The sequence below is a fragment of the Deinococcus psychrotolerans genome, from assembly GCF_003860465.1.
Lineage (GTDB): Bacteria > Deinococcota > Deinococci > Deinococcales > Deinococcaceae > Deinococcus > Deinococcus psychrotolerans.
On record NZ_CP034184.1, the window covers coordinates 121,989 to 146,783 of the forward strand.

Annotated in this window: 23 protein-coding genes and 2 pseudogenes; 7 read left to right on the top strand and 18 right to left on the bottom strand. The window is 59.9% G+C overall.

The annotated features are described in order from the left end of the window. Positions 1-41: 41 nt before the first annotated feature. On the top strand, positions 42-1,244 hold the full coding sequence (locus EHF33_RS14325; protein ID WP_277425552.1) for an acyl-CoA thioesterase/bile acid-CoA:amino acid N-acyltransferase family protein: 1,203 nt from the start codon (positions 42-44) through the stop codon (positions 1,242-1,244). 102 nt (positions 1,245-1,346) lie between these two features. Next, entirely contained in the window at positions 1,347-2,204 is an 858-nt protein-coding gene (locus EHF33_RS14330; RefSeq protein WP_124873401.1) for a hypothetical protein, read from the top strand. A gap of 322 nt (positions 2,205-2,526) precedes the next feature. Here the strand turns inward: EHF33_RS14330 and EHF33_RS14335 are convergent, their stop codons facing one another. From EHF33_RS14335 to EHF33_RS21760, 5 genes are all read right to left on the bottom strand, one after another. Continuing rightward, positions 2,527-2,964: a hypothetical protein gene (locus tag EHF33_RS14335; protein WP_124873403.1), complete on the bottom strand. Its 438-nt coding sequence runs from the start codon at positions 2,962-2,964 to the stop codon at positions 2,527-2,529. 1 nt (position 2,965) lies between these two features. Beyond that, a complete protein-coding gene (locus EHF33_RS14340; RefSeq protein WP_241191361.1) occupies positions 2,966-3,466 on the bottom strand; it encodes an MBL fold metallo-hydrolase RNA specificity domain-containing protein in 501 nt (166 codons plus the stop codon). A gap of 86 nt (positions 3,467-3,552) precedes the next feature. Next, entirely contained in the window at positions 3,553-3,747 is a 195-nt protein-coding gene (locus EHF33_RS14345; RefSeq protein ID WP_124873407.1) for a hypothetical protein, read from the bottom strand. A gap of 175 nt (positions 3,748-3,922) precedes the next feature. Next, positions 3,923-4,924 carry an HD-GYP domain-containing protein gene (locus EHF33_RS14350; protein WP_124873409.1) on the bottom strand — a complete coding sequence of 334 codons (1,002 nt, stop codon included), beginning with the start codon at positions 4,922-4,924 and terminating at the stop codon, positions 3,923-3,925. A 245-nt stretch (positions 4,925-5,169) separates the two neighbouring features. Beyond that, positions 5,170-5,304 carry a hypothetical protein gene (locus EHF33_RS21760; protein WP_277425542.1) on the bottom strand — a complete coding sequence of 45 codons (135 nt, stop codon included), beginning with the start codon at positions 5,302-5,304 and terminating at the stop codon, positions 5,170-5,172. Between the two features lie 18 nt (positions 5,305-5,322). Here EHF33_RS21760 and EHF33_RS14355 point away from each other — a divergent pair, with 18 nt between their 5' ends. Continuing rightward, positions 5,323-7,227, top strand: a complete 1,905-nt coding sequence (locus EHF33_RS14355; protein ID WP_241191362.1) for an SARP family transcriptional regulator — start codon at positions 5,323-5,325, stop codon at positions 7,225-7,227. 144 nt (positions 7,228-7,371) lie between these two features. Here EHF33_RS14355 and EHF33_RS21905 read toward each other — a convergent pair. The 11 genes and pseudogenes from EHF33_RS21905 to EHF33_RS14405 all read right to left on the bottom strand — a co-directional run. Further along, a pseudogene (locus EHF33_RS21905) lies at positions 7,372-7,506 on the bottom strand (IS6 family transposase); the annotation flags it as partial. A gap of 155 nt (positions 7,507-7,661) precedes the next feature. Further along, positions 7,662-8,100: pseudogene (locus tag EHF33_RS21490) on the bottom strand (IS6 family transposase); the annotation flags it as partial. A 138-nt stretch (positions 8,101-8,238) separates the two neighbouring features. Next, positions 8,239-11,136 carry an ATP-binding protein gene (locus tag EHF33_RS14365; RefSeq protein WP_124873411.1) on the bottom strand — a complete coding sequence of 966 codons (2,898 nt, stop codon included), beginning with the start codon at positions 11,134-11,136 and terminating at the stop codon, positions 8,239-8,241. A gap of 161 nt (positions 11,137-11,297) precedes the next feature. Continuing rightward, positions 11,298-11,798 carry a spore coat protein U domain-containing protein gene (locus EHF33_RS14370; RefSeq protein ID WP_124873413.1) on the bottom strand — a complete coding sequence of 167 codons (501 nt, stop codon included), beginning with the start codon at positions 11,796-11,798 and terminating at the stop codon, positions 11,298-11,300. Continuing rightward, positions 11,786-13,936, bottom strand: a complete 2,151-nt coding sequence (locus EHF33_RS14375) for a fimbria/pilus outer membrane usher protein (protein WP_124873415.1) — start codon at positions 13,934-13,936, stop codon at positions 11,786-11,788. Before EHF33_RS14375 ends, EHF33_RS14370 begins: the two co-directional genes overlap by 13 nt. Then, positions 13,908-14,651, bottom strand: a complete 744-nt coding sequence (locus EHF33_RS14380) for a fimbrial biogenesis chaperone (protein ID WP_124873417.1) — start codon at positions 14,649-14,651, stop codon at positions 13,908-13,910. Before EHF33_RS14380 ends, EHF33_RS14375 begins: the two co-directional genes overlap by 29 nt. 111 nt (positions 14,652-14,762) lie before the next feature. Beyond that, the gene (locus tag EHF33_RS14385) at positions 14,763-17,051 is read right to left on the bottom strand and encodes a phage tail protein (protein WP_124873419.1); all 2,289 of its coding nucleotides are present in this window, start codon (positions 17,049-17,051) and stop codon (positions 14,763-14,765) included. Positions 17,052-17,228: 177 nt separating this feature from the next. Then, positions 17,229-17,732: a spore coat protein U domain-containing protein gene (locus EHF33_RS14390; protein WP_124873421.1), complete on the bottom strand. Its 504-nt coding sequence runs from the start codon at positions 17,730-17,732 to the stop codon at positions 17,229-17,231. Between the two features lie 20 nt (positions 17,733-17,752). Next, positions 17,753-18,298, bottom strand: coding sequence for a spore coat protein U domain-containing protein (locus tag EHF33_RS14395; protein ID WP_124873423.1), 546 nt, complete (start codon positions 18,296-18,298; stop codon positions 17,753-17,755). 56 nt (positions 18,299-18,354) lie between these two features. Then, positions 18,355-18,855, bottom strand: coding sequence for a spore coat protein U domain-containing protein (locus EHF33_RS14400; RefSeq protein ID WP_124873425.1), 501 nt, complete (start codon positions 18,853-18,855; stop codon positions 18,355-18,357). A gap of 179 nt (positions 18,856-19,034) precedes the next feature. Further along, complete coding sequence (locus tag EHF33_RS14405; protein WP_124873427.1) at positions 19,035-19,547, bottom strand: GGDEF domain-containing protein; 513 nt, start codon at positions 19,545-19,547, stop codon at positions 19,035-19,037. A gap of 106 nt (positions 19,548-19,653) precedes the next feature. On the opposite strand from EHF33_RS14405, the gene EHF33_RS14410 reads away from it, so the two are divergent. Beyond that, positions 19,654-19,953, top strand: coding sequence for a transposase (locus EHF33_RS14410; protein ID WP_124867807.1), 300 nt, complete (start codon positions 19,654-19,656; stop codon positions 19,951-19,953). Then, the gene (locus tag EHF33_RS14415) at positions 19,950-20,795 is read left to right on the top strand and encodes an IS3 family transposase (protein WP_124867809.1); all 846 of its coding nucleotides are present in this window, start codon (positions 19,950-19,952) and stop codon (positions 20,793-20,795) included. The genes EHF33_RS14410 and EHF33_RS14415 overlap by 4 nt, the downstream gene beginning before the upstream one ends. 33 nt (positions 20,796-20,828) lie before the next feature. Here the strand turns inward: EHF33_RS14415 and EHF33_RS14420 are convergent, their stop codons facing one another. After that, the gene (locus tag EHF33_RS14420) at positions 20,829-21,116 is read right to left on the bottom strand and encodes a hypothetical protein (RefSeq protein ID WP_124873429.1); all 288 of its coding nucleotides are present in this window, start codon (positions 21,114-21,116) and stop codon (positions 20,829-20,831) included. A gap of 503 nt (positions 21,117-21,619) precedes the next feature. Next, positions 21,620-22,780: a transposase gene (locus tag EHF33_RS14425; protein ID WP_164473531.1), complete on the bottom strand. Its 1,161-nt coding sequence runs from the start codon at positions 22,778-22,780 to the stop codon at positions 21,620-21,622. Positions 22,781-22,951: 171 nt separating this feature from the next. On the opposite strand from EHF33_RS14425, the gene EHF33_RS14430 reads away from it, so the two are divergent. Together EHF33_RS14430 and EHF33_RS14435 are read left to right on the top strand one after the other, a co-directional pair. Next, a complete protein-coding gene (locus tag EHF33_RS14430; protein WP_124873433.1) occupies positions 22,952-23,476 on the top strand; it encodes an effector-associated domain EAD1-containing protein in 525 nt (174 codons plus the stop codon). Then, positions 23,473-24,723 carry a GTPase-associated system all-helical protein GASH gene (locus EHF33_RS14435; protein WP_124873435.1) on the top strand — a complete coding sequence of 417 codons (1,251 nt, stop codon included), beginning with the start codon at positions 23,473-23,475 and terminating at the stop codon, positions 24,721-24,723. The genes EHF33_RS14430 and EHF33_RS14435 overlap by 4 nt, the downstream gene beginning before the upstream one ends. Positions 24,724-24,795: the final 72 nt, after the last annotated feature.

Sequence of the window (24,795 nt, forward strand, 5' to 3'; positions counted from 1 at the left end):
TTCAACGTTGGTGCCCGAAAAGAGCAAGCTGATCTATGGAGATGCCTTGGTGGACTCCGTCCAATGAGGTTCAGGTCATGGCCCATGCGGTTGACCAGTACGGAGAGCGCTGGCGGTCATCAGTAACGTTCATAACCACGCCCGATGGTCATCTGAACTTAGGTCGGCAAGCCCCCCTCAGCGGCAGCTACCGTGGCATTGACCCCGGCGGACTGCTGTGTAGCCTGCGGCCCCGCCCGGACCTGTCGCCCGCTTACTTCGAGCCATCCCCTGGCGGTTATGACGTTACAGTCTCCGTGACATTGGGCGGTGCGCTGCTTTCCCAGACCTCTACACACCGACTGATGTGTAGTCCAGACCTGCATAAAGCGTCTGTCCGCGAGCGGGAATTGGTGGGCACCCTGTTTCGCCCGCCCAGCGCCCAAACATTGCGGAGAGCGTGTATCCGCCTGGGCGGCTCGGAGGGTGGATTGTACGACACGGAGGGCGCTCACCTGGCCTCCGAGGGCTTCATGGTCTTCAGTCTCGCCTACTTCGGCGTTCCAGACACGGAGTTGCCCAATCAGCTGATCAACATTCCGCTGGAGTACTTTCAGCGGGCTCTGGCCTTCCTGCAAGCGCAGCCGGAAGTGGCAGGGCGGCGCGTCGGGATTACCGGGGCGTCCAAAGGCGGTGAAGCCGCTCTTCTCATCGTCGCCACCTTTCCAGACGCCATTGGCGCTGTCGCCGCCTTCTCGCCGAGTGGCTTAATCTTTGAGGGCATTGACCGCACGGGCACATTCCCCGCTGGACAGGCGATGTCGTCGTGGTCTCTGGACGATCAGCCGCTGCCTTACCTCGCTTACCGGACCGACTGGGATGCTCTGTTCGCGGAACCAGGCCCTTTCAGCATGACCCCGGCGCACTGGGAGGCCGTTGCAGCGGCCTCTCCCCAAGAGGTTGCGGCGGCCACGATTCCGGTCGAGCGTATCGACGGGGCGGTGTTGCTGGTCAGCGGCGAGCAGGATCAGGCGTGGCAGGCCACGGCGTTGAGTAGACGCGTTGAGGAGCGCCGCAAGCAGGCGAACCTGCCTGCGCAACATCTGTGGCATCCACGGGATGGACACGCTCTGAGCCTTCCTGGACTGCCCACGTACACCTCGGTACCCTGGACAGCCATGGGTAGAGATGACGATGCCAACGCTCGACTTCAATTCGAAGGATGGCAGGCAAGATTGGAGACTTTGAGCGCGGCTTGGTATTGAAATCGCCTGGTGACAGTTTTCCGCATGCCTGGAAGAACTTTTCCTTACGAGGCCGAGTTGAACTTCTCACCACCCGTCAGCACCGCCCCGGCATCATCAAGCATGTCACTCAAACAGCTGGTTCTGGCTGGAGCGCTGCTCCTTGGTATTGCCCAGGCGCAGTTCGCTTCCACGCTGGACCCGTCAGCTCAGGAGCTGCTCCAGCGCGTCACAGGCGGCGGTCAGGAGGGGCCGGTTGTCCAGCTTGGCGGCGCACCCGCCGACCTGCTCAAGGCCCTTCCTCCAGGCAGTCGGGTGATCGGCACCGTCACCTACCCTGGTTTACCTGGCCGTGGACCAGGCGGGAACACCACGGTCTACTTCGACTCGTCCCTACCGCCGGGCCAGGTCGTCAAGAGCTTCGCCGCGACGCTGGGCCCAACCTGGAAGCAGGCCACCGGAACGCTGTCGCCGTATGAAGCGCAGGGCGGCTTTCAGCAGAGTGCCCAGATCACCCAGACTACATTCTACCGCACGACGCCGCCACAGATCTTGCGGGTGTCGACGCAGGTGGTCGGCGCTGTGACTCAGGTTAGCCTCAGTCGACAAGAGGACGAGAACGTCAAGCAGACCATTCCTTACCTGGCTGCGCCCCCACCGCTGCCGCCGGGCTTTCTGACATTGCCCAAGCTCAGTGCGCCCAAAGGTAGCACCGTGAACTTATCTGGAACGGGCAACAGCAGTGATGGCATAACCCAGAACGCGCGGATCGAAACCAAACTCAGCCGTCAGGAGGTGATAAACCACTACGCCGCGCAGCTTCGTCAGGCGGGCTGGACGCTGGTAACCCAGGCGAACGTGTCCACGGCATCAAGTTCCATCTGGACGTTCAAGCAAGATGGCCGCGACCGCCTCGGCATCCTGATCATCGCTGGAACCTCGCCCTACTCCGGCACGTTGATCTCTCAGGGAACGCGCTGAAGGGATGTAAGACTGATCATGGTAGTCACCGTGCTTGCCCTCCCAACGGGCGCGTCCGTTTCCGTGGCGGTGGAGAACCGCAGGTTCGCGCTGTAGCCCCGGACGCCGTATTCACGCCTGAGGGGGGCGAAGTCCACCGCCGGGATCTTGATCTCCTGTCAATCAAGGCCGCAAAGAAAGAACGTGACTTCACGGGTGTGCCCATCTGGTGGGAAGATCTACATGCTCAACGAGGTGGATGCCAGCCTGCGACGCGTTTATCCTGCGGCAGCGATGGCATACGCTGCTAGCAAACACGCTCCAGCTTAGAGCCGACGCACACTCATTCTTCTATGACCGTGCCACTGTCGATTTTTGCAGACCGCTGATAAGCCCGCCAGAGCGCATCAAGTTGCCGCGTGCGCTCAGGGGAAGGGGTGCCGAGTGGCCCCGACATGATCAAGCTCAACCAGATGTGCCAGGCGTCCTCGTTCCCCGTCGAGGCTTCTGTCCGCCATGCTCCGGCCCGCACCACCCACTGCTCGCGGAGTTGCTGCGCTAAACTCAGCAGCACGCGCACGTCACGCCCAGACGCCTCCCGCTGACTCAGGCTAAGGGCATTCGCTTGCCACTCCCGACAAGCCACTTCAGTCTCAGCACACACCTGATCCACCTGCGCCAACCAATGCAGGGCCGCGCCGAAGTCATCCGCCGGTTTGAGCAGCCAACTCAGCAGCCGCGCTCTGGCCGCGTGCCGTTGGGCCTGCGTGTCAAAGGTCATGTCACGAACGTTCCGCTTCAATGGGCGGGTCATGCTCTACGCCGGCTTGATCCGTGTCTGCGTCTCGCTGTACGAGTTTGATCTTGGTGAGTTTGCCCTTGAGGACTTCGAGCGAATATTCACCGCTTTGAAACAGCTCACCGCTGAGCTTGTCTGGCAATTCCACCACCAGGACGTGATGTTCAGCGTCATAGCTGATCTCTACTTTGGCGCGGGCGTGGCGCTCTTTGGTGGCGGCTAACTTCTTGGTGCTGGCCTGAATAAAGGCCCCGCGCCGATGCCCACCGTCCTTCAGGGCGACCAAATCACCGGCTTTGGGCAGACTGACATCCATTTTGGTATTGAGGTAGCCCGCGAGGTTGTTTCGTGCCGAGACTTCGCCGTGAGTCAAGATCACGCGGCCCGCTGGATAACGGCTGATCAGTCCAATGAGGCCGCCCCGATCCGCGTGGGCGGAGAGGTAGAAGCGCTCTACCCGCGAGTACGCCGAGACAGGTTCCAAATTCCCTCGAATCGCCTGAACGACCAAATTTCCCTCACGTCGAGCATTCGCGTTATAGCTGCTCACTGTAACTCTGAGGGTCCCACTTACCCTGCCTTAACCGCTGCTGGTCCTTCAACGGCCGCCTGCTTCTGTTGGGTTGTGATGAGTGCCGGTGCAAAGGAACCGCTTTTGCTAAAAAGAGCATCCGCAACATCTAGAAAACGATTCCCAATTGAGTTGAGGTAGAGCAGTTCGGAGCTTATCTTCAGGACGGTCACAAAAAGGCGACGCTGATTCACGAACTGAGGATCAGACTGGGAACGGTGTACCAAAGACAACAACAGACATCTTCAGATAGACCGGGCGGAGCGGGCAGGCCCCATACCATCCGGGAGGAGTGACGTTCATCCGGGCGTACGTTCACAGCGAGGGTGCCGTTTTGCCCAAAACATTCGCGGGAGATCTCGCAACTCATCAAGTGCAGTGTTTGCAAGCTGGGAAGCCGAGAACCTCAGTGGTGAAAGCCCGCACCAGCTCCGGATCAAACTGCGTGCCAGTTCCAGCGATCAAGTACTCGGTGGCCGCCTGAGAGGTCCAAGCTTTTTTGTAGGGTCTGGAGCTGATCAGGGCATCGAAGACATCGGCGACCGCGACGATGCGGGCGGTGATCGGAATCGCTGCTCCAGCAAGGCCGGTGGGGTAGCCGCCACCGCCGAAACGCTCATGGTGATGGAGCACCGCTGCTAGGACACCGTCCGTGAGGAACGTCAGCGGTTGCAAAATCTCAACGCCCCAGGCCGGGTGCTGCTGGATGAGCTTGATTTCATCGGCGTTGAGCGGGCCGGGTTTCTGGAGAATCTCAACCGGAATGCGGGACTTTCCCACGTCATGCAGGGCCGCGCCCCAGCGCACGGCTTTGATCTCATCGGGACTGAGCTGCAAAATCTCAGCCAGGCGAGTCGAGAGCTGCACCATCCGCCTAACATGATCATCACTCCCAGTATCGAGGGTGGTGCCCATGCAGTAGACAGCTTCATCCAGGGCACTCTGGAGACGCTGCCCTTCTGAACTGGCCCGCTCGAGGTAACCGCTACCGAACCGTTCAAAATGCCCGGCGATCACGTCACCGTGATGCCGCCACGACGCGAAGATCCGGCGCTGTCCGGTCCGGGTGTTGACCCACGCCTGCGTGGTCTGGCCACTCGCGCTGAGCATGCCCTGCGGGTAGGCGTCCACCGGCAGGCGCAGCAGCAGCGAGAGTGGGGTGCCAATGATGTCTTCAGGAACCGTTTCCGTCACAGCGTTCCACGCGCCGCCGACGCTCTGAATCCGCCCGGACTGGTCGAGTAAGAACAGCGCCGTGGGCTGCTCGCTCATGAGCAGCGCCGCGTTCGTCAACGCTGCTGGCCTGACCGGCCCGCGCTCTTGAGCAAGCGGGAACGTCTTGGGCATCAGCAGGTCGTCGTCTGGAAACACGTTTCTCCTCGGCGCAGCGTTCAGGCCGCCCCTTCAGTATGTCAGGCTGCTGGTCACGGACCATCAAAAACCCGGCATTTCTGCCGGGCTTGGAGTGGGAGATGCTGGGGGAACTGGGGGGGGGGTTTACAGCACACCGAAGGAGCTTGGTAAAGTCCGTACAGCTGAACGCCGCGTTTCAGGCAGTGGCAAAGGGCAAGGCTGCATCGGCGCAGGGTGCGGAACGGGCGTGGGCGCGGGGACGCTCACTTGCCGACGTGCGGCGCAGACAGGACGCCAGAGTTCCCTGGGAGAATCAGGCCAGCACTCGCTGCGCCGCTGAGCATCAGTCCAGCGAGGGCCATGATCATGACTTTCCGGGCAGACAGGGTATTATTCATGGACTTACAATAAACGCTGTGCTGCAAGCACGAGGAAAAAGCGCCGTGGAACAGCTTCAAAGTCAACTCGAACTCGGTCAATACCAGGCGGTGATTGCAGCCCTTGAAAGCGCAGCCGACACCCCGGTTACGTGGCGACTCTTGGGCCTGGCGTACCTCCGCAGCGGCGAAGCTCAACTGGCGGAGCTGCCGCTTCTTCAGGCCCACCTGCAAGGCGATTCAGAAGCGAGCGTCGAGTACGGAAATTACTTGCGTTTCGCTGGCCGATTCGAAGAGGCTTGCCGTCATTTCGCTTCGGTACACCCAGATTTGCACGGTGAACTGAGTCTGCGCTGCTTGCGGTGGTGGGGGGTAACTGAACTCCAGCACGGTGATATTGAAGCGGGCATCAAACGCCTGGAGCGGGCGTGGTACGGATACATCGCGTTTGGCGACGCTGAACTCACGGCGCGAGTCACCAGTTCGCTGGCGCAGACATATTTACGGACTGGCAATCACAGCCGAGCTAAACACCTCTTCCAAGAAGCGTTGCGTCAACTCCCTGAACAGCCGCTCCCGCAGCCGCGCCTGACCGCTTTGCACGGCCTGCTGGAATTGCAGATTCAGCAAGGAGACTACCTCGGTGCGGAAGCGACGCTAGAACTGGTGGGACGAGCGCTGCGTTACACCGACGCTGTGCGGGAGCATACCCTCGCGCTCATTGCCCGCTGTGAGTTGCAGCGCCTGACAGGCAAGTTTGAGCGCTACACCGAGCATCTGGAGGAAGTGGCCCTGCGAGCCGGGGCGCTCGAAGATTACGAACTGAGCGTCTGGGCTACTGCGAAGCTGGCCGAACGCTACAGCGCCCTGGAACGCTTCGGGGAAGGGTTGCGGACGTTAGCGGAGTTTGGCACGCCTCAAGAGCAGTGGCCCGCAGAACTCTGGGCTGCGTTCGGCATGCTGCTGCGCCGACGCCATCAACCAAAAGAAGCGGAAGATGCCCTTCACCGGGCCGCGCAGCAGCTGCGTCAGCAGGGCCGTGCCCCGGAATTGATTCGAGTGCTGATGCACGCCGGGGCCGCCGCGCTCAGTGATCAGCGCAGCGAACTGGCCGTTACGCACTTCAGGGAAGCGCTGTTCGAGATGCTGCGCCTCAAGCTTCATACGGCATTCCAGCCCGACTTCGACGAGCTGCAAGAACTGGTGCATTACGCGCTGCTGGAACCAGAAACGGCTCCGCTGTTAGAGCCAGTACTGGATAACTTAGCGCACCTGATCGGCTCGCCGCGCCTGCCAGAAGACAGCTTGATGTCGTTGCAGATCAGCACTTTAGGCCGCGTCAGCGTCTTCAAAGACCACACCGAGGTGCCGCTCTCGCTGAAAGGAAGTGCGCTGCTGCTGGCGTACCTGCATCTGCATCCAGGCAAAACCCGCGCTGAGATTCAACTGGCCCTTTACCCAGATAAGGACCCCAAGACCGGCAGTGGGTATATCCGGAGCGCGATCGCTGAGTTACGTGAACAGCTGGGCCGGGAGGTGGTGGTCTTCACCGGCTTGAAGAACGCTCCGGTCTACCGACTCGGGAGGCTGGTTCACTGTGAGCTGGACGTCTCAGCTTTCCGGCAAGCGGCAGACCGGGGTGAGGCGGCGCGGATGTTGGCGCTGTACCGGGGTGAGTTCATGCCCAGCATCCAAGATAGCGCGTGGGTGCAGGAGATCCGCGAAGAACTCTGGTTGACCTTCACGTTGGAGCTGCGCGTGCAGCTCACCCGGTTTGAAGCGTCGGGGGATTGGCGGCGAGTGATTTTGCTCGCCAATCAGTACTTGAAGTTCGATCCTTACGACCAGGGTGTGCTGCAACTGAGGGTGAATGCGGCGCAGGTCGTCGGCACACCGCACGAATTGGCCCGGTACACGGTGCAACTCAAGCGCATCTACAACTGAACTACCCAAAGGGTTCTGGCAAGTTGTTGCCGACAAGGTAGACCCGAGGAGCAACGGTAGCAGGTGGCCTGAACTTCAGGCCACCTGCTACACAACGGCCTTCCAGCTTTGCAGCGCGGCACTCAGGGAAGATCGTCGGTCATTGGCAATGATGGTTGAGCGGGCAGAGCCGTGAAGATTAGCGATTCTGGCGTGTAGGTCGAGAAAACCTTGGGCCCGTTTGACCTGCCGGAATCCCAGTTGACTCCGTTCCTGACGTCGTGTAAGACGATGAGATTGTCTTGGGCAGAATGGGAGGAATGGCCCCACACGGGTGTTCTTGTCCAGAACGGCACCCGTATGGGGCCTGGCCGCTCCGTTCACGACGATACGCCCGGATGGACACCTGCCCGCTGTTCAATCAAATTGTTACACCGGGCTGTCGAGATCACCTACCGATGATCGATGTCGTCCAGTAACGGAAGCTCACGGATAGCCGCCCCATAGCGTGCCAGCTTGTCAGTGCAGATTGTTTCTGGGACGTCATATTCACCCGCCAGACGTTGGAAAAACGACGTCGCCGCTGAAGTGTCTCGGTGCCGCTGGAGGAATACGTCGAGCACGGTTCCGTGTTCGTCGACAGCCCTCCACAGCCAATGGGTCACCCCACCACGACCACGTGCATCTCGTCCCGATGGCGCAAGTTTTGAGCGAATTCACCACTGAAATTGATGCACCAGGTGCGGATAGATTCGCGGGACACTCGATGCCCTGCTCAAACAGCAGCTCTTCGACATCCTGATAACTCAGGGCATAACGCTGGTAAAGCCAGACGGCATGGCCTATGACCGAAAGCGGGAATCGGTACCCTGAAAGCTTCTGGTCGGTCAGCACAGCCTCACCCTACGCCAACAACTTGTCAGAACCACGGAGCACTGCGCCGCTGTCTGACTTCCGAACACGCAACTCAGAATAGATGCACGTGATACCGGTCAGTGTCACCCTCTGACTCTGGAGGGCTACGTCAGACCGTCAGGCGCTTGTTCTCGCCAGGCCATAGAGTTGGCCTAGGCCCGTAGATTTGGTCGTCAGGTTCTCCTCCAGAAACCGCAATGCCATTTCCAGCGCGTGGGCCGGATCAGCGGCCCATTCGGGAAGTGGACGTACAGTCACGTGTTCCAGTGCCCGTCGACGAACCTCTACAGCTCCTGCGCGGACAGAAGTAAGCATCTTCACACCTGTCACGGTTTCCATATGCAACGCCGCATCGGCGAATTCCAACGCTGCAACAAACTGGTGATATTCCAGGGCAACGTGGGCCACCGAGCCGAGGAGCTCGGCGGCAGCGCTGAAACTGCCCAGCTGACGAAACAGCCGCAGCGCCTGAATGTACTGCGCCGCCGCCTCGTCCAGACGCCCGAGCTCAATGAAGTTATGAGCGTAGTTGACGTAGCTCACCGCGCTGCCCTGCACGTCGCCTAGTTCCAGTTTGAGCCGCAGGCTCTCAGCATTCAGCGTTAAAATCTCGTCCAGATCATCAATGACATTCGTAATGTTGTTCAGGGCGTAGGCCACTCCCTGGATATCCCCCACCTCGCGCTTGAGCACCAGACTGCGCTCAAAGAAGGAGCGGGCGGCGGCCCGGTCACCCTCGTAGGCGCTGAGAATACCCAGATCGTTGAGAGTGGTTGCTAGCCCTTGCTGGTCACCTTCCTGCTCTCGCAAGCTGATGGCTTCACCAAAGGCTTGCCGGGCCGCCGGGTAATGCCCCAGATCACGCTCTAGCACGCCCTGCATGTGGGCGGTATGGGCTTGCCCAGTGAGGTCATTCAAGGAGCGGTAAAGCTGCATGGCTCCAACAAAGCGCTGCGCTGCAATCTCGAACAAGCTCCGGTCTTTGGAGAGGCCACCAGCGCAGCGTAGGGCCAGGGCGTAAGCGGCTGAGTCATTGAGGTGCGACTGATGCTCGGCCTTATCCAGAAACAGATCGAGCCAACTCAGGCCTTCCTCCAGAAAGCCGCGTACGTACCAGAACCAATGCAGCGCCCCGGAAAGCCGTAGTCCGCGTCCGATCTGCCCAGCCCGCACGGCGTAAGCTAGCGCACTGCGAAGGTCCGGGTAGACGGCGGCCAGCTCGCTGAGAATGCGGGCCTGCTCGCGGCCCTTGAGTTGCGGGGCCGCCACCTCGGCCAGCATCAGAAAATAATCCAGGTGTAAATCGAGCTTCCCAGTGAGTTGATCGCCGAGCTGCTCCAGCGCATACGTGCGCAGGTTCTCGTGCCAGACGAACAGCCCGCCGCTGGCCGCATTGATCAGCGAGCGCTGTTCAAGCAGATGCAATTCCGGTTCGCTCACGCCCAACGCAGCGGCGGCAGCAGCGCTGAACGGTGAGCGGAATATAGCCAGGTAGGTGTAAGCGGCCCGCAATCCTAGCGGGAGCACCTGCCAGGAGTACTCAAACACGGCCCGCAGCGAACGGTGGCGCTCGGAGATATCGCGTAGCGAGGTCTGCAGAAAGTCCCAGCTCTGCTGCATCTGACTCAGGACCACTTCGGGGCTGTACTCGCCGATCCAGGCGGCGGCCAGTTCGATGGCCAGCGGCAGCCCCTCACAACGCTCGACGATACGACTGATGGTGCTTTGTGATCCCGCCGTGTCGAAGGACAAGTCGGCCCGGCTGGCCCGGTCGATGAAAAGTTGCACGCTACTGGTGTCCGGGGCATTTGTTTGCTCGCCTCCCAATGGTCCCAGCCGTAGCACCTCCTCGGCTTGAAAATGTAGACGCTGGCGCGAGGTGATCAGAAGCCGCACCTGCGGGCAGGCTGAGAGCAGGGCGGGCAGCAGATCTGCTATCCCACTCAAGTGCTCGAAGTTGTCCAGCACCAGCAACACCTCGCGCCTCTCCAAGGCCCGGAACAAGCGGGTTCGCGGTGGTAATTGTCCTTCGAGTGGTTCACCGAACGCTTGCAAGATCGCCTCAACGACTTGGCTTTCCTCGGATAGTGGGGCGAGCGAGAAGAAGTACACGCCGTGTCGGGTCTGCTCAGCGTAGACACGCGCCAGTTCGGTGGCCAGCCGGGTCTTACCCACGCCGCCCGCACCGGCAATGGTCAACCAGCGGTGCGCCGGACCGGCAGTGAGGCGGGCAAGAGCCGTCTGCTGCTCGATCTGGCGGCCCACAAAACTGGTCAGGAAAGTGGGTAAACCCCACAAGGTCGGCGCGTCGGCAGTGCCCAGCGCACCCCGCGCTTCGGCTAGCAGGGTTTCCAAGTCAGCGGGCAATCCTTCTCCGAGTTCGCGCTCCAAGTGAGCCTGGTGCTGCCCGATGGCCTGAGTCGCCTTGAGCGGCTCGCGCAGGATCAGATAACTGCGGGCCAGTTCGGCCACCACATCTGAGGCGTCCGGGTCGAGTTGGGTGGCCTGGTGCAGCAGTGCCACCACGGCCTGACGCTCGCCGCTGGCCTGAAGCTCTCTGGTGCGCTGCCACAGTGCATGCCGGTACGCGCCGTGCAGCTTGGTGCGCTGCGGCTCCAGCCAGTCTTCGAGCGGCTGGTGAGCCGCGAAGGGCACTCCCTGAAGGAGAGGCCCCCCATAAAGCGTCAGTGCCCCCAGCCAGTCGCCTGACGTGCAGCAGCGGCGAAAGGCGGCCACGTCCGAGTCGCCGGTCCACTTGAGGAGTTTTGGTCCCACATTGAGACCAGCGATTAACGGCGTCTGCTTGAGCCGGTGCAGGCGCTGGCGCAGCGAGTTGGCCGAGGCACCAGCATTAAGTTCGGGCCACAGCAGGTCAGCCAGATATTCACGGGTGACGGGTTGTTCGCTGGTTGCCAGGATGGCGCATACCCAGGCGTTAAGATTCGGCGTGAGGAGCTGGCGCTCCGCTTCATCCAGTGACGTCCACCAGAATCCTCCCAGCAGCAGAAGTTGCACAGGTTGATAATTTCACAAATACACGCCTTCGCTATGATAAGTTTTTCACATTTATCTAAATAACCGATTAGTCATATTCAGGATGATCCATTTGCAAGCATCTTCCTGGTACAAGAAACTTTACTCAGGCACAGTGCTACTTTGGTCCCTGGCAGATCAAATCAGGGTAAGAAATTCAGCGTCACTTCCAGATTTCCCTGATACGTCCCGGCGGGCTTCCATTGCCCAGCAGGAATCTGGCCCAGTAGCGGCACACTCAGCGGTGCCGGACTACGGCTGCGCGAAAAATCGAAAGTCAGCGGAAATCCGGTGGGGCCGAACGGCAGTTTGCCGGGACCGATGGCGAGCATGTAGCTCAGGCGCTCACTTCCAAGCGTGAGCGCGGGCAACTGACCACCGACGTAAAGATTGGAACTCAGCGAGACATGCAGCGGCCCGGCCCCCACTGCAGCGGCGCTGCATGTCACCACTAGGCCGCTGGCCAGGGTGACGCCCTGCGAGAAACGGTAAGGGCCAAAATCCAGGCCAGCGGGTAGCACCACCGTGCAGGTGTACGGCGGTGACTGCGCCTCCTGGGCCTGTGCTGCGCCGCCGAACAGCAAGCTGAGCAGCAGACAGCGGCGCAGCGCTCCGGGCGAGATTAAGCGGCTTAGGGCTGACATGTAACCTCACTGAGCTGCCGCAGCAACACGTTGCATTTCTCGTCGCCGAACTGCAATTCGGCAGGAAGGTCGCGGTTGGCGCTATCCACGAAAGCCGAGCCGTCTGCGTCAAGCAGATACGTCTTGCGCCCAACGACAAGGCGGCCCTCAGCGGCGGGCTGACCGTTCTTCCATTTGAAGGTTATAAGGCGTGAGACGGTGAACTGGTCACGCAAGTCCAGCTCGTAGACGCCCGCTTCAACTACCCGCACACTGAATTCATTGTTTTTCACGCTGACCTCCAGCGGTAAATCATCCAGATTAAAGCGGATGAGTTGCGGCACATCCGCGTCCACGCCACTGAGCACTACATCGCCCGCCGCGTCGGTGCGGCCTTGCGGCTGCCCGTTGAGGCTGATCCGCAGGTTCGGCACGCCGGTATGGACCACCAAGATATTGCCCGCGTTGTTCAGCCCTGCCGAGAGCTGCCCAGCCACCAGCGTCAGTGCCCCACGCACGTTGAGCACAGCCATCCCGCTGGTGTCGGCCAGTAGGTAAGCGTCGACAAGCGACTGGGAGCGGTATTCCAGTTGCGCGCCGCTGAAGTCGGTGGTCAGCTTTACGGAGGTGGCGTCGTTGAAGGCGTGGGTATAGCTGACCGATGGTCTGGCCGACGCCTCGGTCCTCAGCGTATCGTTGGGGCCGGGGGTGTAAGTGGCGCGGATTCCAAAGCGGCTGCTCTCGCCGGTTACGCTGACGAAGTTCTGAAGGGCGAGCTGCTGGCTGACCTGCCATCCGGCGCTGAGTGCTCCGCTGAACTGCTGGCTGCTGTTCTGATAGCCGAAGCTGGATGTCACGTTGACGCCACTTCGGTTGAGGCTGGACGTGAAGCTGACTTGAAAAGCCTTGAGGTTGTCCAGCGGCAGACTGACTACGCCGCCCACCCCGTAGTCGCCCAGCGTGTAATTGATCCCGGCGTTGAGGGCTGCCTGCAATTTGTTCTGGGCATCCAGTACAGCGCTGATGCTGGCATTCAGCGACACGGGATCGAAGCTGGCACTCACGCCCGCGCTGAGTTGCGCACCGACTTGGTCCTGCCAGCTCGCCGCGCCCGTCATAGCCCAGTGCGGATTAATCGCCCAGTTGAGCTGGGTGCCCACGTAAGCGTGCTGATCCAGCCAGCCGCCCTCGGCCAGGAGCTGTGGCCCCGTTGAAACGGGTGCGCTGCCGAGATCGTAACTTATGTGGGCCACCTCGCGTGCGCCGCTGACTGCCCGCACGCTGATTTCGCCTTTCTGATAGTGCAGCGGGATGTTTTGCAGATTCACCCGACCTGGCAGGGCGTCCACGCTCTGAATCAGGAAACCGTTGTCGTAGATTTCTAGAGTGTTGCGGGTCGGTAGTAAAAAGGTGAGGCTCTTGAGCTGTGGGACCTGTGCTGGGTGGTAAGTTAGGCGAAGGCCGCTAAAGCCGCTGGCTGCGCCGCTGACACTGCTGGTCACGCTCCTATCTTCCTGGTAGAGAACTTCGGCGTCCAGCGCCCGCGTGAGCGGATAACTGGCCCGGAAACCCAACTGCGCAGCGGTGCTTTGAGGCTGGGATGAATCGTACTGGCCGCGTAGTCGCAGCGCCGCCGTAGCCTTGCCCAGCCGCACCTCAGGGCTGATCTCGGTCTGTGCGGTGGCAAGTTGTAAACCGATACGCCCTCCTACCTGATAGGTCAGGCGTAGCACCGGCAGACGGGTACTGGGGCTGAGACTGCCTGTCGCCAGATCATAATCATGCTGGCCCAACAGCAAGGGCGCAGGTGTCACCACGATCTGCTGGTTGCCTGGTGAGAACACCACCCCGACCTGGGGTTTGAGCCGGACATATGAATTACCTGCGCAGAGTAGCGTCTCGGCAATGTAGGTCGCTTCCTCGGGCAGAAGACCACCTTCTGAAATCAGAATGCCCGCGCCGCTGATCAGCGCGGTGGCATCACCCCGGTTGTCGTCGCCGACTTGCAAGCTGATCAGCGTCTCGTCCACAGCGGGACAGGTGGCCGATTGGACCGGCAATTCGCCCTGGGCCTGTTGAGTGCTGGTCTGTTGGGCACTGGCCTGCCCCAGTGTCAGCCCCAGCAACAGACTAAGGCAGCGCCAGCGTGAGCGTTTCACGTTCTCCCACCTTGCTCTTATCCTGAGCATCGTAGTTGATCTGGGCAGCAGTGCCGCCCGTCAGCGCCGCTACTGCGCTAGGTAACGTGAAGCTGAGCAGGCCTCCCGCCAGCACCGCGAACGATCCGACGCTGGCCTTGTAATCGCCGCTGATCAGCGTCACATTGTTGAAACTGGCAAAATGTGCGCCGCTGTTCTGAACGCTGAGCTGTACCTGGTCGCTCTGGCGCGTCAATGTCCAGCTCACCTTCGGCTGGGCAGTGGGCAAGGTGAAAAGCAGCGGCACGTTCATCTTCAAGACCACCTGCACCTTGATCCCCTCACCCGCTGATGACGGCCCCGGCACATTTTGCACCGTCATCCGATAGGCCTGCTCACTGCCGGGCAGCGCCTTGCTGCGCCAGCCCACCCGGATAATCTGCGAGCCGTTGGGCGGCACCACGAACCGCGCCGGATTGACCAGTACGTCCTGGGTCGGCGCAAACTGATCCTCGCCTCCCGTCTGTGTCCAGCGAGATAGTTCTACGCTGACTGTCACTGGCTCACTCGAGGGGTTACTCAGCGTCAGCGATCCGGCGCGGGGCTGCGGCAAATCGAAGCGCAGGCTGGTGGGGCTGATTTGCAGCGAGGCGGCCTGGGCACTTAGGGCCGCACTGCTGAGGAGAAGGAAAGCGCCCAGCGTCAGACGGAGAACAGGGTTCAGGTATTGTTTCATAAGGTTCCAGTGTAGGAGGCCATTGGCTGGGTATGCGTTGAGGCTGTCTGTGTTGAGGGCCAGCCCTCACATGGGGATACTGGCCCGGCTCAGTTCAGGATGAGCAAGCGCTCAGCAATGGAAGATGCTGCAAAAACCGTCTTTGATGGTGTCGCCGATGTTCTTGAGAAAATCGCCGATGTCCTGACCGAGCGAGCTGAAAGTGCTCTTGATCTCATCTGTCGACACCTTGAGCACGTCGCTGAAGATGGCCGCCACATCGTTGGCTGACTTGTAGAAGACACTTTCAATAGTCGAAGCGATGTCCTTGAGAGCGTATCCCGCTGACTTGAGAGCGCTGGCAACGTCGCTGGCCCCGCTGCCGAAGACGCTCTTGAGGGTGCTAGCCACCGTGTTTGCACTGGCTGAGAAGACATTTTTCAGCACGCCCGCCACTTCGGACGCGCCGCTGCCAAAAGCGTATCTGAGCACGCTCGCCACATCGTTGGCGCTGCTGCTGAAGACATTTTTGAGGGTGTTGGCAACGTCCGTCGCATTGGCTCCCAGCCCTTTGAAGATGCTTGCCACGGTACTGGTGCTGCTGCCAAAGACGTTTTTGAGGGTGCTGCCGATCTGATCAAAGCTGTAGCCCAGACCTTTGAAGATGCTGGCCACCTGCGAGGCAGAGGAAGAGAAAACATTCTTGAGCGTATTGCCGATCTCAACATAGCCGTAACCCAGGTCTTTGAAAAATCCCGCCACCTGCGAGGCAGAGGAAGAGAAAACATTTTTAAGTGTATTACCGATCTCAACATAGCCGTAACCCAAATCTTTGAAAAATCCCGCTACTTGGAAGGCCGAAGAGTTGAAGACCAACTTGAGGGTGCTGGCGATATCTTGAATGTTGTAGCCCAGGTTCTTGAAGATGCCCGTTACTTGTGAAGCGCTAGACGAGAAGACGTTCTTCAGGGTGTTGCCGATGTCGGTGATACTGACACCCAGGCTCTTGAAGATGCCCGCCACATCGTTGGCGCTGGACGAGAAGGCGTCCTTGAGAGCGTAGCCGATATCGACGTAGGTATAGCCCAAGTCTTTGAAGAAGCCTGCGACCTGCAAGGCCGACGAGTTGAACACTGACTTGAGGGTGCGGGCAATGCCTTTGATGTCGTATTTCAGATTCTTAAGGATGCTGGCGACATCCTTGGCACTGGACGAAAAGACGTTCTTCAAGGTGCTAGCCACGTCATCAATAGCGTAACCCGCACTTTGAAGCGCTCCGGCCACCGCGCTGGCCCCCGCTGAAAAGGTGTCTTTAAGGATGCTGCCAACTTGATTGGCGGTTTGGGCGAAAGTGGTTCTCAGGCCCAACGCCACATCCGCGATGTTGTAGCCCACCCCTTTCAGGGTGCTAGCCGCTTGGCTGGCCGTCTGCTCAAAGATAGTTTTCAGGCCCAGCGCCACGTCCACCACGCTGTAGCCCGCTGCCTTGAGGGCGCTGGCCGCGTCTGAGGCGGTAGATGAAAAGAGGGCCTTGAGCACGTTGGCGGTGTCCACCACGGCATATCCGGCTCCCTTAAACGCTTGGGCGACCTGCGCGGCGCTGCTGCCGAATACATCCTTAAGGGTCGTCGCCACGTTGAGATAGGTGGCCGAATCACCGAGCTGCACCACGCCGGATTGCACCAGCGCGGCCACTGCTTTGTCTGCGCTCAGTTTCAGGCCGTCATGCAGAAAATAGCCAAAGCCCTTCACCGCATTGGGGTCGGTGATGGTGTAGAAGCCTGAATTCTTAATGGTTTGCAACGCTGCCACAGGTGATTGACCAAAAGTGCCGCCCAGTGTCAGGCCGAGATTGTTCCACAGATCGAAGCTGACCACCGACCTGAGCAGGCGGCTAGATTTGAGTAGCGACACGAAGTCGTCGGGCTTGTACTTATAGATCTGGCGCAGCATATCGCTGATGGCGGGCCATTGGGCAGGCGTATTGAGATTCAGGTAAGCCACCGATTTGAGCAGCGCCAAGGCGTCAGTGGCATTCTTGCCCAGAACCGACTGCAACGCTCCCCCCGCGTCCAGCAAGCTGAAGGCCTGGGCCTTGAGGGCCGAGACGATGTCCTGATCACTGAGGTGGGCCGTACTCAGGGCTTGGGCCAGCAGCGAGGCGCTCAAGTGAAACTGGGTTTGCACCGTTGCTGCCACGTCCTGGACTGACTGGCCTTGAGAGACCAGGCTGTTGACCAGCGTCTGCGCTTCGGGTGGCACATTTAGCGACTGGGCGGTGATGAGGGGATGGCTCTGAGTTGGGGCCTTTTCGGCGGTGGCTGGGGTTGAGGCCGCCGGGCTGGGCGGTGTGCTGGCCATGTTACAGGCGGCGAGGCTGAGGGCCAGGGTCAAAGCGAGGCAGGCGCGTAACGGGTTCATGTGGTCTCCAGGAGCAAGCGACAACCATTGCCAAAAGGGAAGGACGTCACCCGGAGAAGCCGGGTCACAGGGTCGGTGGGCCGCTGAGCGGGAAGCTCCAGGCAGCGATAGCATTGTTCAGGTGGTCACGTTTCAGTTCGGCAGGTTCGGGGCAATCAGGCTTTTAAAACAAGTCGATTATTCCGGGTTGTAATTCAGAGTGAATGTCACGGTGTCGCTATAAGTTCCTGCCGGGGCCGTTTGCAAAGCAGGCACCGCGCCGACCAGGGTGTAGCGGTCATACAGGGCGCTGCCGTTGCCGGTCAGGGCGCTGCTGGTTTGGACCAGGTCGCACAGGCCCAGGCAGTTGGCCTTGAGGGTGAGGGCCGCGCCCAGGCCGCCGACTTTCTGGGCTGTAAGGGTGTAGCCGATTCGTTCGCCACCCCGCTTGAGCTGCCCGCTGAAGCCGCTGTACGTCACGCTGTAACTGGTGTTGCAGGTGACCTGGACGGTGGCCATGCCCGACGCTCCCACGCGACTGTTGTAAATCCCAAAATCCAGATCAGTAGCGCTCAGGCCACATGAGGGCAGGTACTGGGCCGTGACGGGCGTGCTGGTGGGGTCCGGCAGCATGGTGGCGAGCGCTAGGGAGGGCAGCAGCGCCAGCAAAGCAATTGGGTGGGCAAATCGGCGAGTCAGCATGATGGGTTTCCTGAAACAGCTTAGAAGGTGGGCATGTTGTAATTCAGGGTGTAGACGATCAGGTCAGTGTACTGTCCGGCAGGTTTCCACAGACCGGGAGCTACGGTGGCCACGACAGGGAGATCAATGTTGTTGAGATCATTGTGAAGGCCCAGATAGCCCAAAGAGCCGACACCTTTAACCGAGACCCCTTCAAAATTGATGAGCTGCTGACCAGGGACATTGGGAGCGAAGCTGAATTTGGCTTGATAGGGAATAGTAGCTGCGCTTGGGCCAGTTAGCGTGCGGTTGACGGTCATAGAGGTGCCACTGCCGAACGCGGCACTATCCGAAGGCGGTGTGGTTCCGAACACCAGCTGCGCGTCCGACACGTTGCACTTGACCCGCACCGTGCCCGAGCCGCTAGCCCCAGTGCGAAAGTTGTAGACGCCCAGATCGATGTCGGTGGCGCTAATGGTGCAGTCAGGCAGCACCGATAGGCTGACTTGGCTGCTGGCAGTCTTGGTGTCTGCGAGGGCGGCGGAGGCGGCGAGGGCAGCGGCAATGAATAGGGTGTGCAGTTTCATAGTGATTCTCCTTGTAAAGGCGGAATGAAGGCGAAGGGTCAGAGTTCAGCGGTCGTTCAGGGTGTGTAGGTCATAGTGAACGTGATCAGGTCGGTGTACTGCCCGGCAGGTTTCCAAAGTCCTGGTGCAACCGTGCCGCGCAGCAAAAAGGACGATCCTTGCGAGGTGGATTTGACTGTGAAGCTGCCGGTGGTGTCGGTGTTGCTGAAATCGACATTGGCAAAAGGGTTGTCGAAGCCGATGTCGTTTTGATCTGGCGGTAGGATTTCTTGCAGCCGGTAAGGAATCTGGCTGCCGCCTGGACCATTCAAGACCCGTTTGCTGTTGTCGGCTCGGTTAGGCGCAAACGTCACGTCGGCGTTGATGTTGCACTTGACGCGCACGGTGGCGGTGCCTGCCGCACCGGTGCGGGCGTTGTACACACCCAGGTCCATGTCGGTGGCGCTGATTGAGCAGTCTGGCAATACGGTCAGTGTGACCTGGGTGCTGGCCGTACGGGTTTCGGCCAGTGCGAGCGATCCCAGGAGCATCAGAAGACTTGCAGTCAATTTTTTCATTGTTCCCTCCCTTGGTTCACAGAAATCTTATTTTGAATGGCGTTACCGCAGCGTTAACTCTTGAAAAATTCGTCTGGAACGGTATTTCTTGGCCTTAAGGTTGCTCACGAAAAAGCAGATCTGGCGAGAAGAGAAGGCATGCTTCTGACTTGCATACTCGGTGGAGCGGTGGCTCGATTTCACGCGCCGCACCTTCGACCGCCGTGTTCCTGCCCAGCAGCGTCAAGAGGCAAGCCGAGCAGTTGCCTGAGCGGCCCGGTTCCCTCGCCGCATCTGCGGGTCTTGTGAGTGCTCAGGTGTGTGTCGGCCTGGCGCAAGAGGGCTGTGAGAGTCTGGCCATCGAATGGAGCCTGCGCCAGCCCATATGAGAAACTGCCGTTCTCCACGCTGCCCAGTGTCCTGAGTGCCTGCTTGAAGTGAGCCTGCACCGGTATGAGCTGCTGGGCATTCAGCGGCAGACTGCTCAGTAGCACGAACTCGTCACCGCCAAGCCGATAGGCGCGCGCACCCCAGCGGTGAGCAGCACTTTCCAGCAGGCGAGCCAGCATGCACAGTGCTGCATCACCTGCTGCATGGCCGAGTGCATCATTGACGGCTTTGAAGCCGTCAATATCCAGCAGCACCAGTGAGCGGATTTCAAACGGCCGTCCAGCGTCGAGCAGTAATGCCCGGCGGTCATTCAACTGGGTCAGGGCATCGAGATGATAGGCGTTGGAATGAACCCCCTAGAGAGGACCAACGGCCAAGCCACTTTGCCCCGACCAGCCGTTAGGCTGATCACAGCGCGAAGGAGCATTCATGCCAGGACGCAATCACAGCCGTGAATTCAAGCTTCAGGTCGTCAACCAAATCAATTCAAGCCAGCGAACGACCGCTCAACTCAGCCGGGAACATGGTTTAGTGCCCAGCCTGATCCACCGTTGGCGCAAAGAGGTCGAGGCGCGCGGAGAAGCCGCCTTCACCGACGGCGTGGCCACAGATCGCAGCGCCGAGCTGCGGATTGCTGAGCTGGAGCGGTATTGCGGCCAACTTGCCTTAGAAAACACCATCTTGAAAAAATCGCTGGCGACGTACCGCTTGAACAAAGGCACCAAATGATCTCGGATGCGCGACACGCGCATCCCACGGTGTCGGTGCGTCGCCTGTGTGAGCTGCATGCGGTCAGTCGGTCGTGGTACCTCCGTCAACGAAACCGCGCAGTCATCGACCAAGATCAACGACTCGCTACTGACATTGAAGCAGTGGTGCTGAAGTGGAACGGCTATGGGTATCGGCGGGTCACTCGCGAACTGGCACGCAGCGGGCAGTCCATCAATCACAAACGCGTTCTGCGGGTCATGCGGGAACATCGCTTATTGTGTCGACCCAAGCGGCGTTACCAGCGCACCACCGATTCCACTCACAGCGAGAAACGCTTCCCCAATCTGCTCCCACAAGTGATTCCAACCCAACCAGATCAGGTCTGGCAAGCTGATCTGACGTATGTGAGGGTGAAGCAGGGTTTCGTCTACTTGGCATGCGTGCTGGACAGTTTCACGCGTGAGATCGTGGGCTGGTCAATGTCAAAGTTTATCGACGCCGACCTATCACTGGCCGCGCTGAATAACGCGCTTGCTGCTCGCAATCCAGCACCTGGACTCCTTCATCACTCTGATCAAGGTGTCCAATATGCCAGCCGGCTCTATATCGCCCGCCTGCGGGCGATGGGTATCACGCCAAGTATGTCCAGAAGAGGCAATCCCTACGACAACGCTCGCATGGAAAGTTTCTACAAAACTCTCAAAACAGAGGAGGTTGATCTTCAAGATTATGCTGATCTGGACGATGCACAGCGCCATGTGAACCACTTCATCGGTAAGCTTTACAACCAAGAACGCCTGCATTCCAGTCTCGGCTACGTCCCACCTGCCGAGTTCGCCGCCCGCTATCATCCAGCCTAGAAGTGACTTGCCTGCTGGTCCTGCGCTTTGGGTTCACTCCACGTGCAGATCCTCGATGACACCTAGGCGGCGGCCATCCGGTAGAACGCATAACTGCACCCGGCACACCCGCTGCGTGCCTGTGCGGGTATTCAGGCGCATCAGATGAGCACCATCCGGTAGGGCGAGATCTGGCAGCGATTCAAGGCAGAATTCGCGCTGGAATGCCGCATTCGTGCATACCTCGTTGGAGACTGGCAGGTCAACCAGGGTAGACGGCTGAAGTGGCCAGATCAGAGCAGCCAGCGGAAAATGCACGAAGGTCAAATCCTGGGGATGCATCAGTCCATCTCCTCTATCCTCAAAGCCATATGTCAAAAAACAGTAAAGGTAAGCTGTCACGCTGAATGGCGCTGATTGTCAGCCTGCACCATCGAGCGTTACCGCACCGTTAATACTTACTGCCGCATTGACTGGAATATGCGGGCGTTACTCGGTCAGTAGTCCGGAAGTTTTTGACAAATGAGACGGAAGGCGTTCTCGTCAGTGTGTGCGCACCAAACGAACGACTCCCAACCAGATTCTCGCGGCTGCCCTCAGCCATACTGGACTCCGCCGCACTCAGCAGGTCTACCTTCGGCTGCTCTTGACCCTCTGGCTGGTCCTTCCGGGGCAGCACAACTTCACCAATCTGGCCCGGTACGGTCCGAGATAGGACCGTACCCACCGATCATGGGTCCAGAAACCCGTGCCGTGGGTGCAGTTGAACAGCACGCTGGTCTTGCAAGCGCAAGACCAGCAGACCCTGAGATGCGGCGGCACTCTGGTTGGGAACCGGACAAAAGTCAGCGGCGGGTAAAAAGGCTGTGTAGGAGAGCGTCAACGTGATCAGGCAGCGCATCTTTTGGCTGTGAATGGGCGACCAAATATGCATTGGCGAGTCGGAGCAGCCCCAGGAGCAGGATCTTCTTGCCTGGCGGTCTGTTTTTGTGGGGGACATAGCCGCCCAGATGAGCCAGCAGTTGAAGTTGTGTGTCATCAAACGACTCGCTGAGATCGAATACGAACGAGGCCGCAATCCAGGCCAGCGCGACCAGGGTTCTCAAGGCGTCAAAGTCGAGTATTTGGACCTGTTCCCAGCCGAGCGCGGATTTGATCCACGAGAAGACCTCTTCAATGCTCCAGCGTTGTAGATAGAGCCGCACGACAGCTCCAGCAGCCCCCACCGCATCGGTGGGGGTGTTGGTGAGCAGCAGCCAACCTTGCTCCTGGTCGTTCTTGAGTGGCACGCTGAACTCTAGTCTGACCACGTTGAGCTTCAGGCGTCCACCATCGATGAACATTTCACGGCTGCGGACCTGTGCGGGCGTCTTGCGCCACTTGACCTTGCCGTCGGTCACGACGGGCCGCTTCATCTCGAACTGGTCTTGCACGCTGGCGTGACCGGCGGCATCAATCAGGGGGAGTTCAAGGCTGGTCGGAGTCAACCGGGTGGTGCGCTGGGCATGCTTGACCCGAATCACAAATTGAACCTTGAGCCGCACCAGCAGCCGGATCAGCTTGAGGTCGTCAAAGCCCCGGTCCAGCACGAAGACGATCTGCCCGACCCCTGCGGCCCGCAGCGCCTGCACAATGCGCTTGATGGCGTTGATGATCACCGTATTGGCGCTGGTAAAGCCTGGCGCTTGAGGGCTGTAGAGCGTGTGGTAGAGCAACGTCCGACGCCCATCGGGCGTCAGGCCAATGGCTTTCAGGGTCGGATAGCCCGAGACCAGATGACCGTCCAGCGAGCGGACCGTCGAGAGATGTTCGAGCGCCTGACTGTGGGGTTTGCGGAGGTCCGAGCCGTCCATGACGATGACCACCTCATTCTGACCAGCCAGACGCTGTGCGCCGGAGAACTCAAATCCTTGCCGGTGGTACTGCCCATGTGGGGCCCGGCATCCAGCTTCGGTCGCACGGAATGTCGCGCCGGGAGACTGCGATACCGCTGGCAGACGAGCCACTGCACTACACCCACGGGTGATATGACCTCCACCGCATCAGGGAACGCTTCGAAGCAGCGCTCACGGCACGGGTGAGCAGCCTCGACCTGACCATGGGCGTGCCTGTCGCCGCCGACTGAAGCGAAGCGCTGTAGCCAACCTGAGGGCACTTGGCGCGGCTAGAATACTTCTATGCCCTCGAATCGTGACCTCGTGCGTCTCCTCGCAGCACGCTTCGGAACCTATAACGCAGCTCGAAACCTTTGGCAAGGCGCAGGTGGAGATCCCGGAGAACTGCACGATCAGGACAATTCGCTGGACCGCTGGACGGATTTGGTGGGCAAGGCCGACGACGGCGCGATCGTGCGCGTGAATCTGACGTTGGCGGCTCTCGAACGCTTGCCTCGCAATGAGACCCTCCTCGCTGATCTGCGGGCCCAGCTCCCGGAGGGTTTACGCCAGCAGGTCGGCATGGTGCTCCAAGAAGTGACGGCCTTGCCCGGCATTCAGGCCGAACGTGCTGAGGAACTGCTGGCGCCGGTGCTTGCAAGACCGGAAGGGCAAGCCGCCCTCATCGTGGAGGCAGATAAGGCGGACAAGGCGAAAAGCGGGTGGCTCGAGTCAGCCCAAACGGTTCTCACCAACGTCGGCACACAGGCGACCACCCTCGGCTTCACACTCCTGACCCGATACCTCACGGGGGAGACGCAAAATTGAATTCGTCGCGATCGACTGAGACAAACCTTCTTGACGACATTTTTACAGGCGTCATGGGGCGCATCGAGGTAAATAAGGAACGACTGGGCTACCTGCGCAAAGCCGCCGCATCGTTAGAGAAGGCTGTCACGCAGGACAGGAGGCTGATCGTTTCTCTAGCCCTCAGTGCCTTTATTCCAGAAGGCAGCTTATCTGCGCTCACGCCAGTGCGCGAGGCACTGACGGCAGAGTGGGAAACCTTGACCTCAGAGGTCAAAGGCGGCGGCCTCCCGTACCTACGTGCCGTGGGGATTCTGGCACTTATGCAGGCCGCTCAGGGAGACCCCAAGGCTGGGAGCGTCCTGTACCTCGCCTTGCGTGATCCTCTCGAGCGTCAGGTCGAAGGCATCGAGGCGGACTTGCGAGCCCGGGTCCTGCGTGACCTCAGGCAAATTTATGAGTCTTACGCGAAGGCGATATGGGACGGCGAAGGGGTAGCGCCTCGTAAGGCCGTGACCAAGGTCGAGGCCCTGAAGCTCAGCCTCCCAGCGAATGCGCAGCCGGCACTCGCAACTGCCCTGTCCGACGCAGCTAGCAACACACTTGCCGTGGTCAGTCTTTCAGGGAGTTACCTGTCCATTACAGAACCAACGGTGAACGAAGCGTGGGCGGAGCACTTCGGCAACGAAGCCGCCAAGGGTGTGACGTCCCTGTTCCAAAACACGCTGAACCTTATCGAGGGGACGCTAGGTCCCGTCCTCAAGGACGCAGCACGAGTAGCGGCTGTCAGCCAACAGGCCGCGGCCGCCACTGGCCTCGCCGAAAGGCGCCTGAACGTGATGTGGTGGATGCAAGCCCGCTACAGCCAACCCCTACAGCGGGCCTACCGAACGCTCACTCCGCTGACAGCAGCCGTACAGATGGCACACGACCTGGCCATGATCGTCTCCGTCCCGGCGACTGATGAGCTGGAGGCAGTGTTGATCGAAGCCTGGTACCTGGCCAATAAAGCAGGCGGAGACGCTCAAGGCTCACTAGCGGAAGTGATGCAGCAGCTTGCAGACGATGGTGTCCTGGAATCAGCCCCAACGTCTGAGCCACAGGCGGATGGCCGTGTGCTGCTGCTTGAGGCATTCCAGGCTGGTGACACAAGAGAAGCCGTCGACTGGGACGCCCGGGTCGGTGTGCCAGGGACGACCCAGCTCACGCCGACAGAACTGGCCGTCTGGATGTTCCGCAACTGGCAAATCAAGGCTTTCATTAAATGAGCGGCCCTGGCCAGGCACGGACCTCCTTGCCTGAGTGCAGTGAACTCGCCTGCAACGCGCATGAGGGCGCTT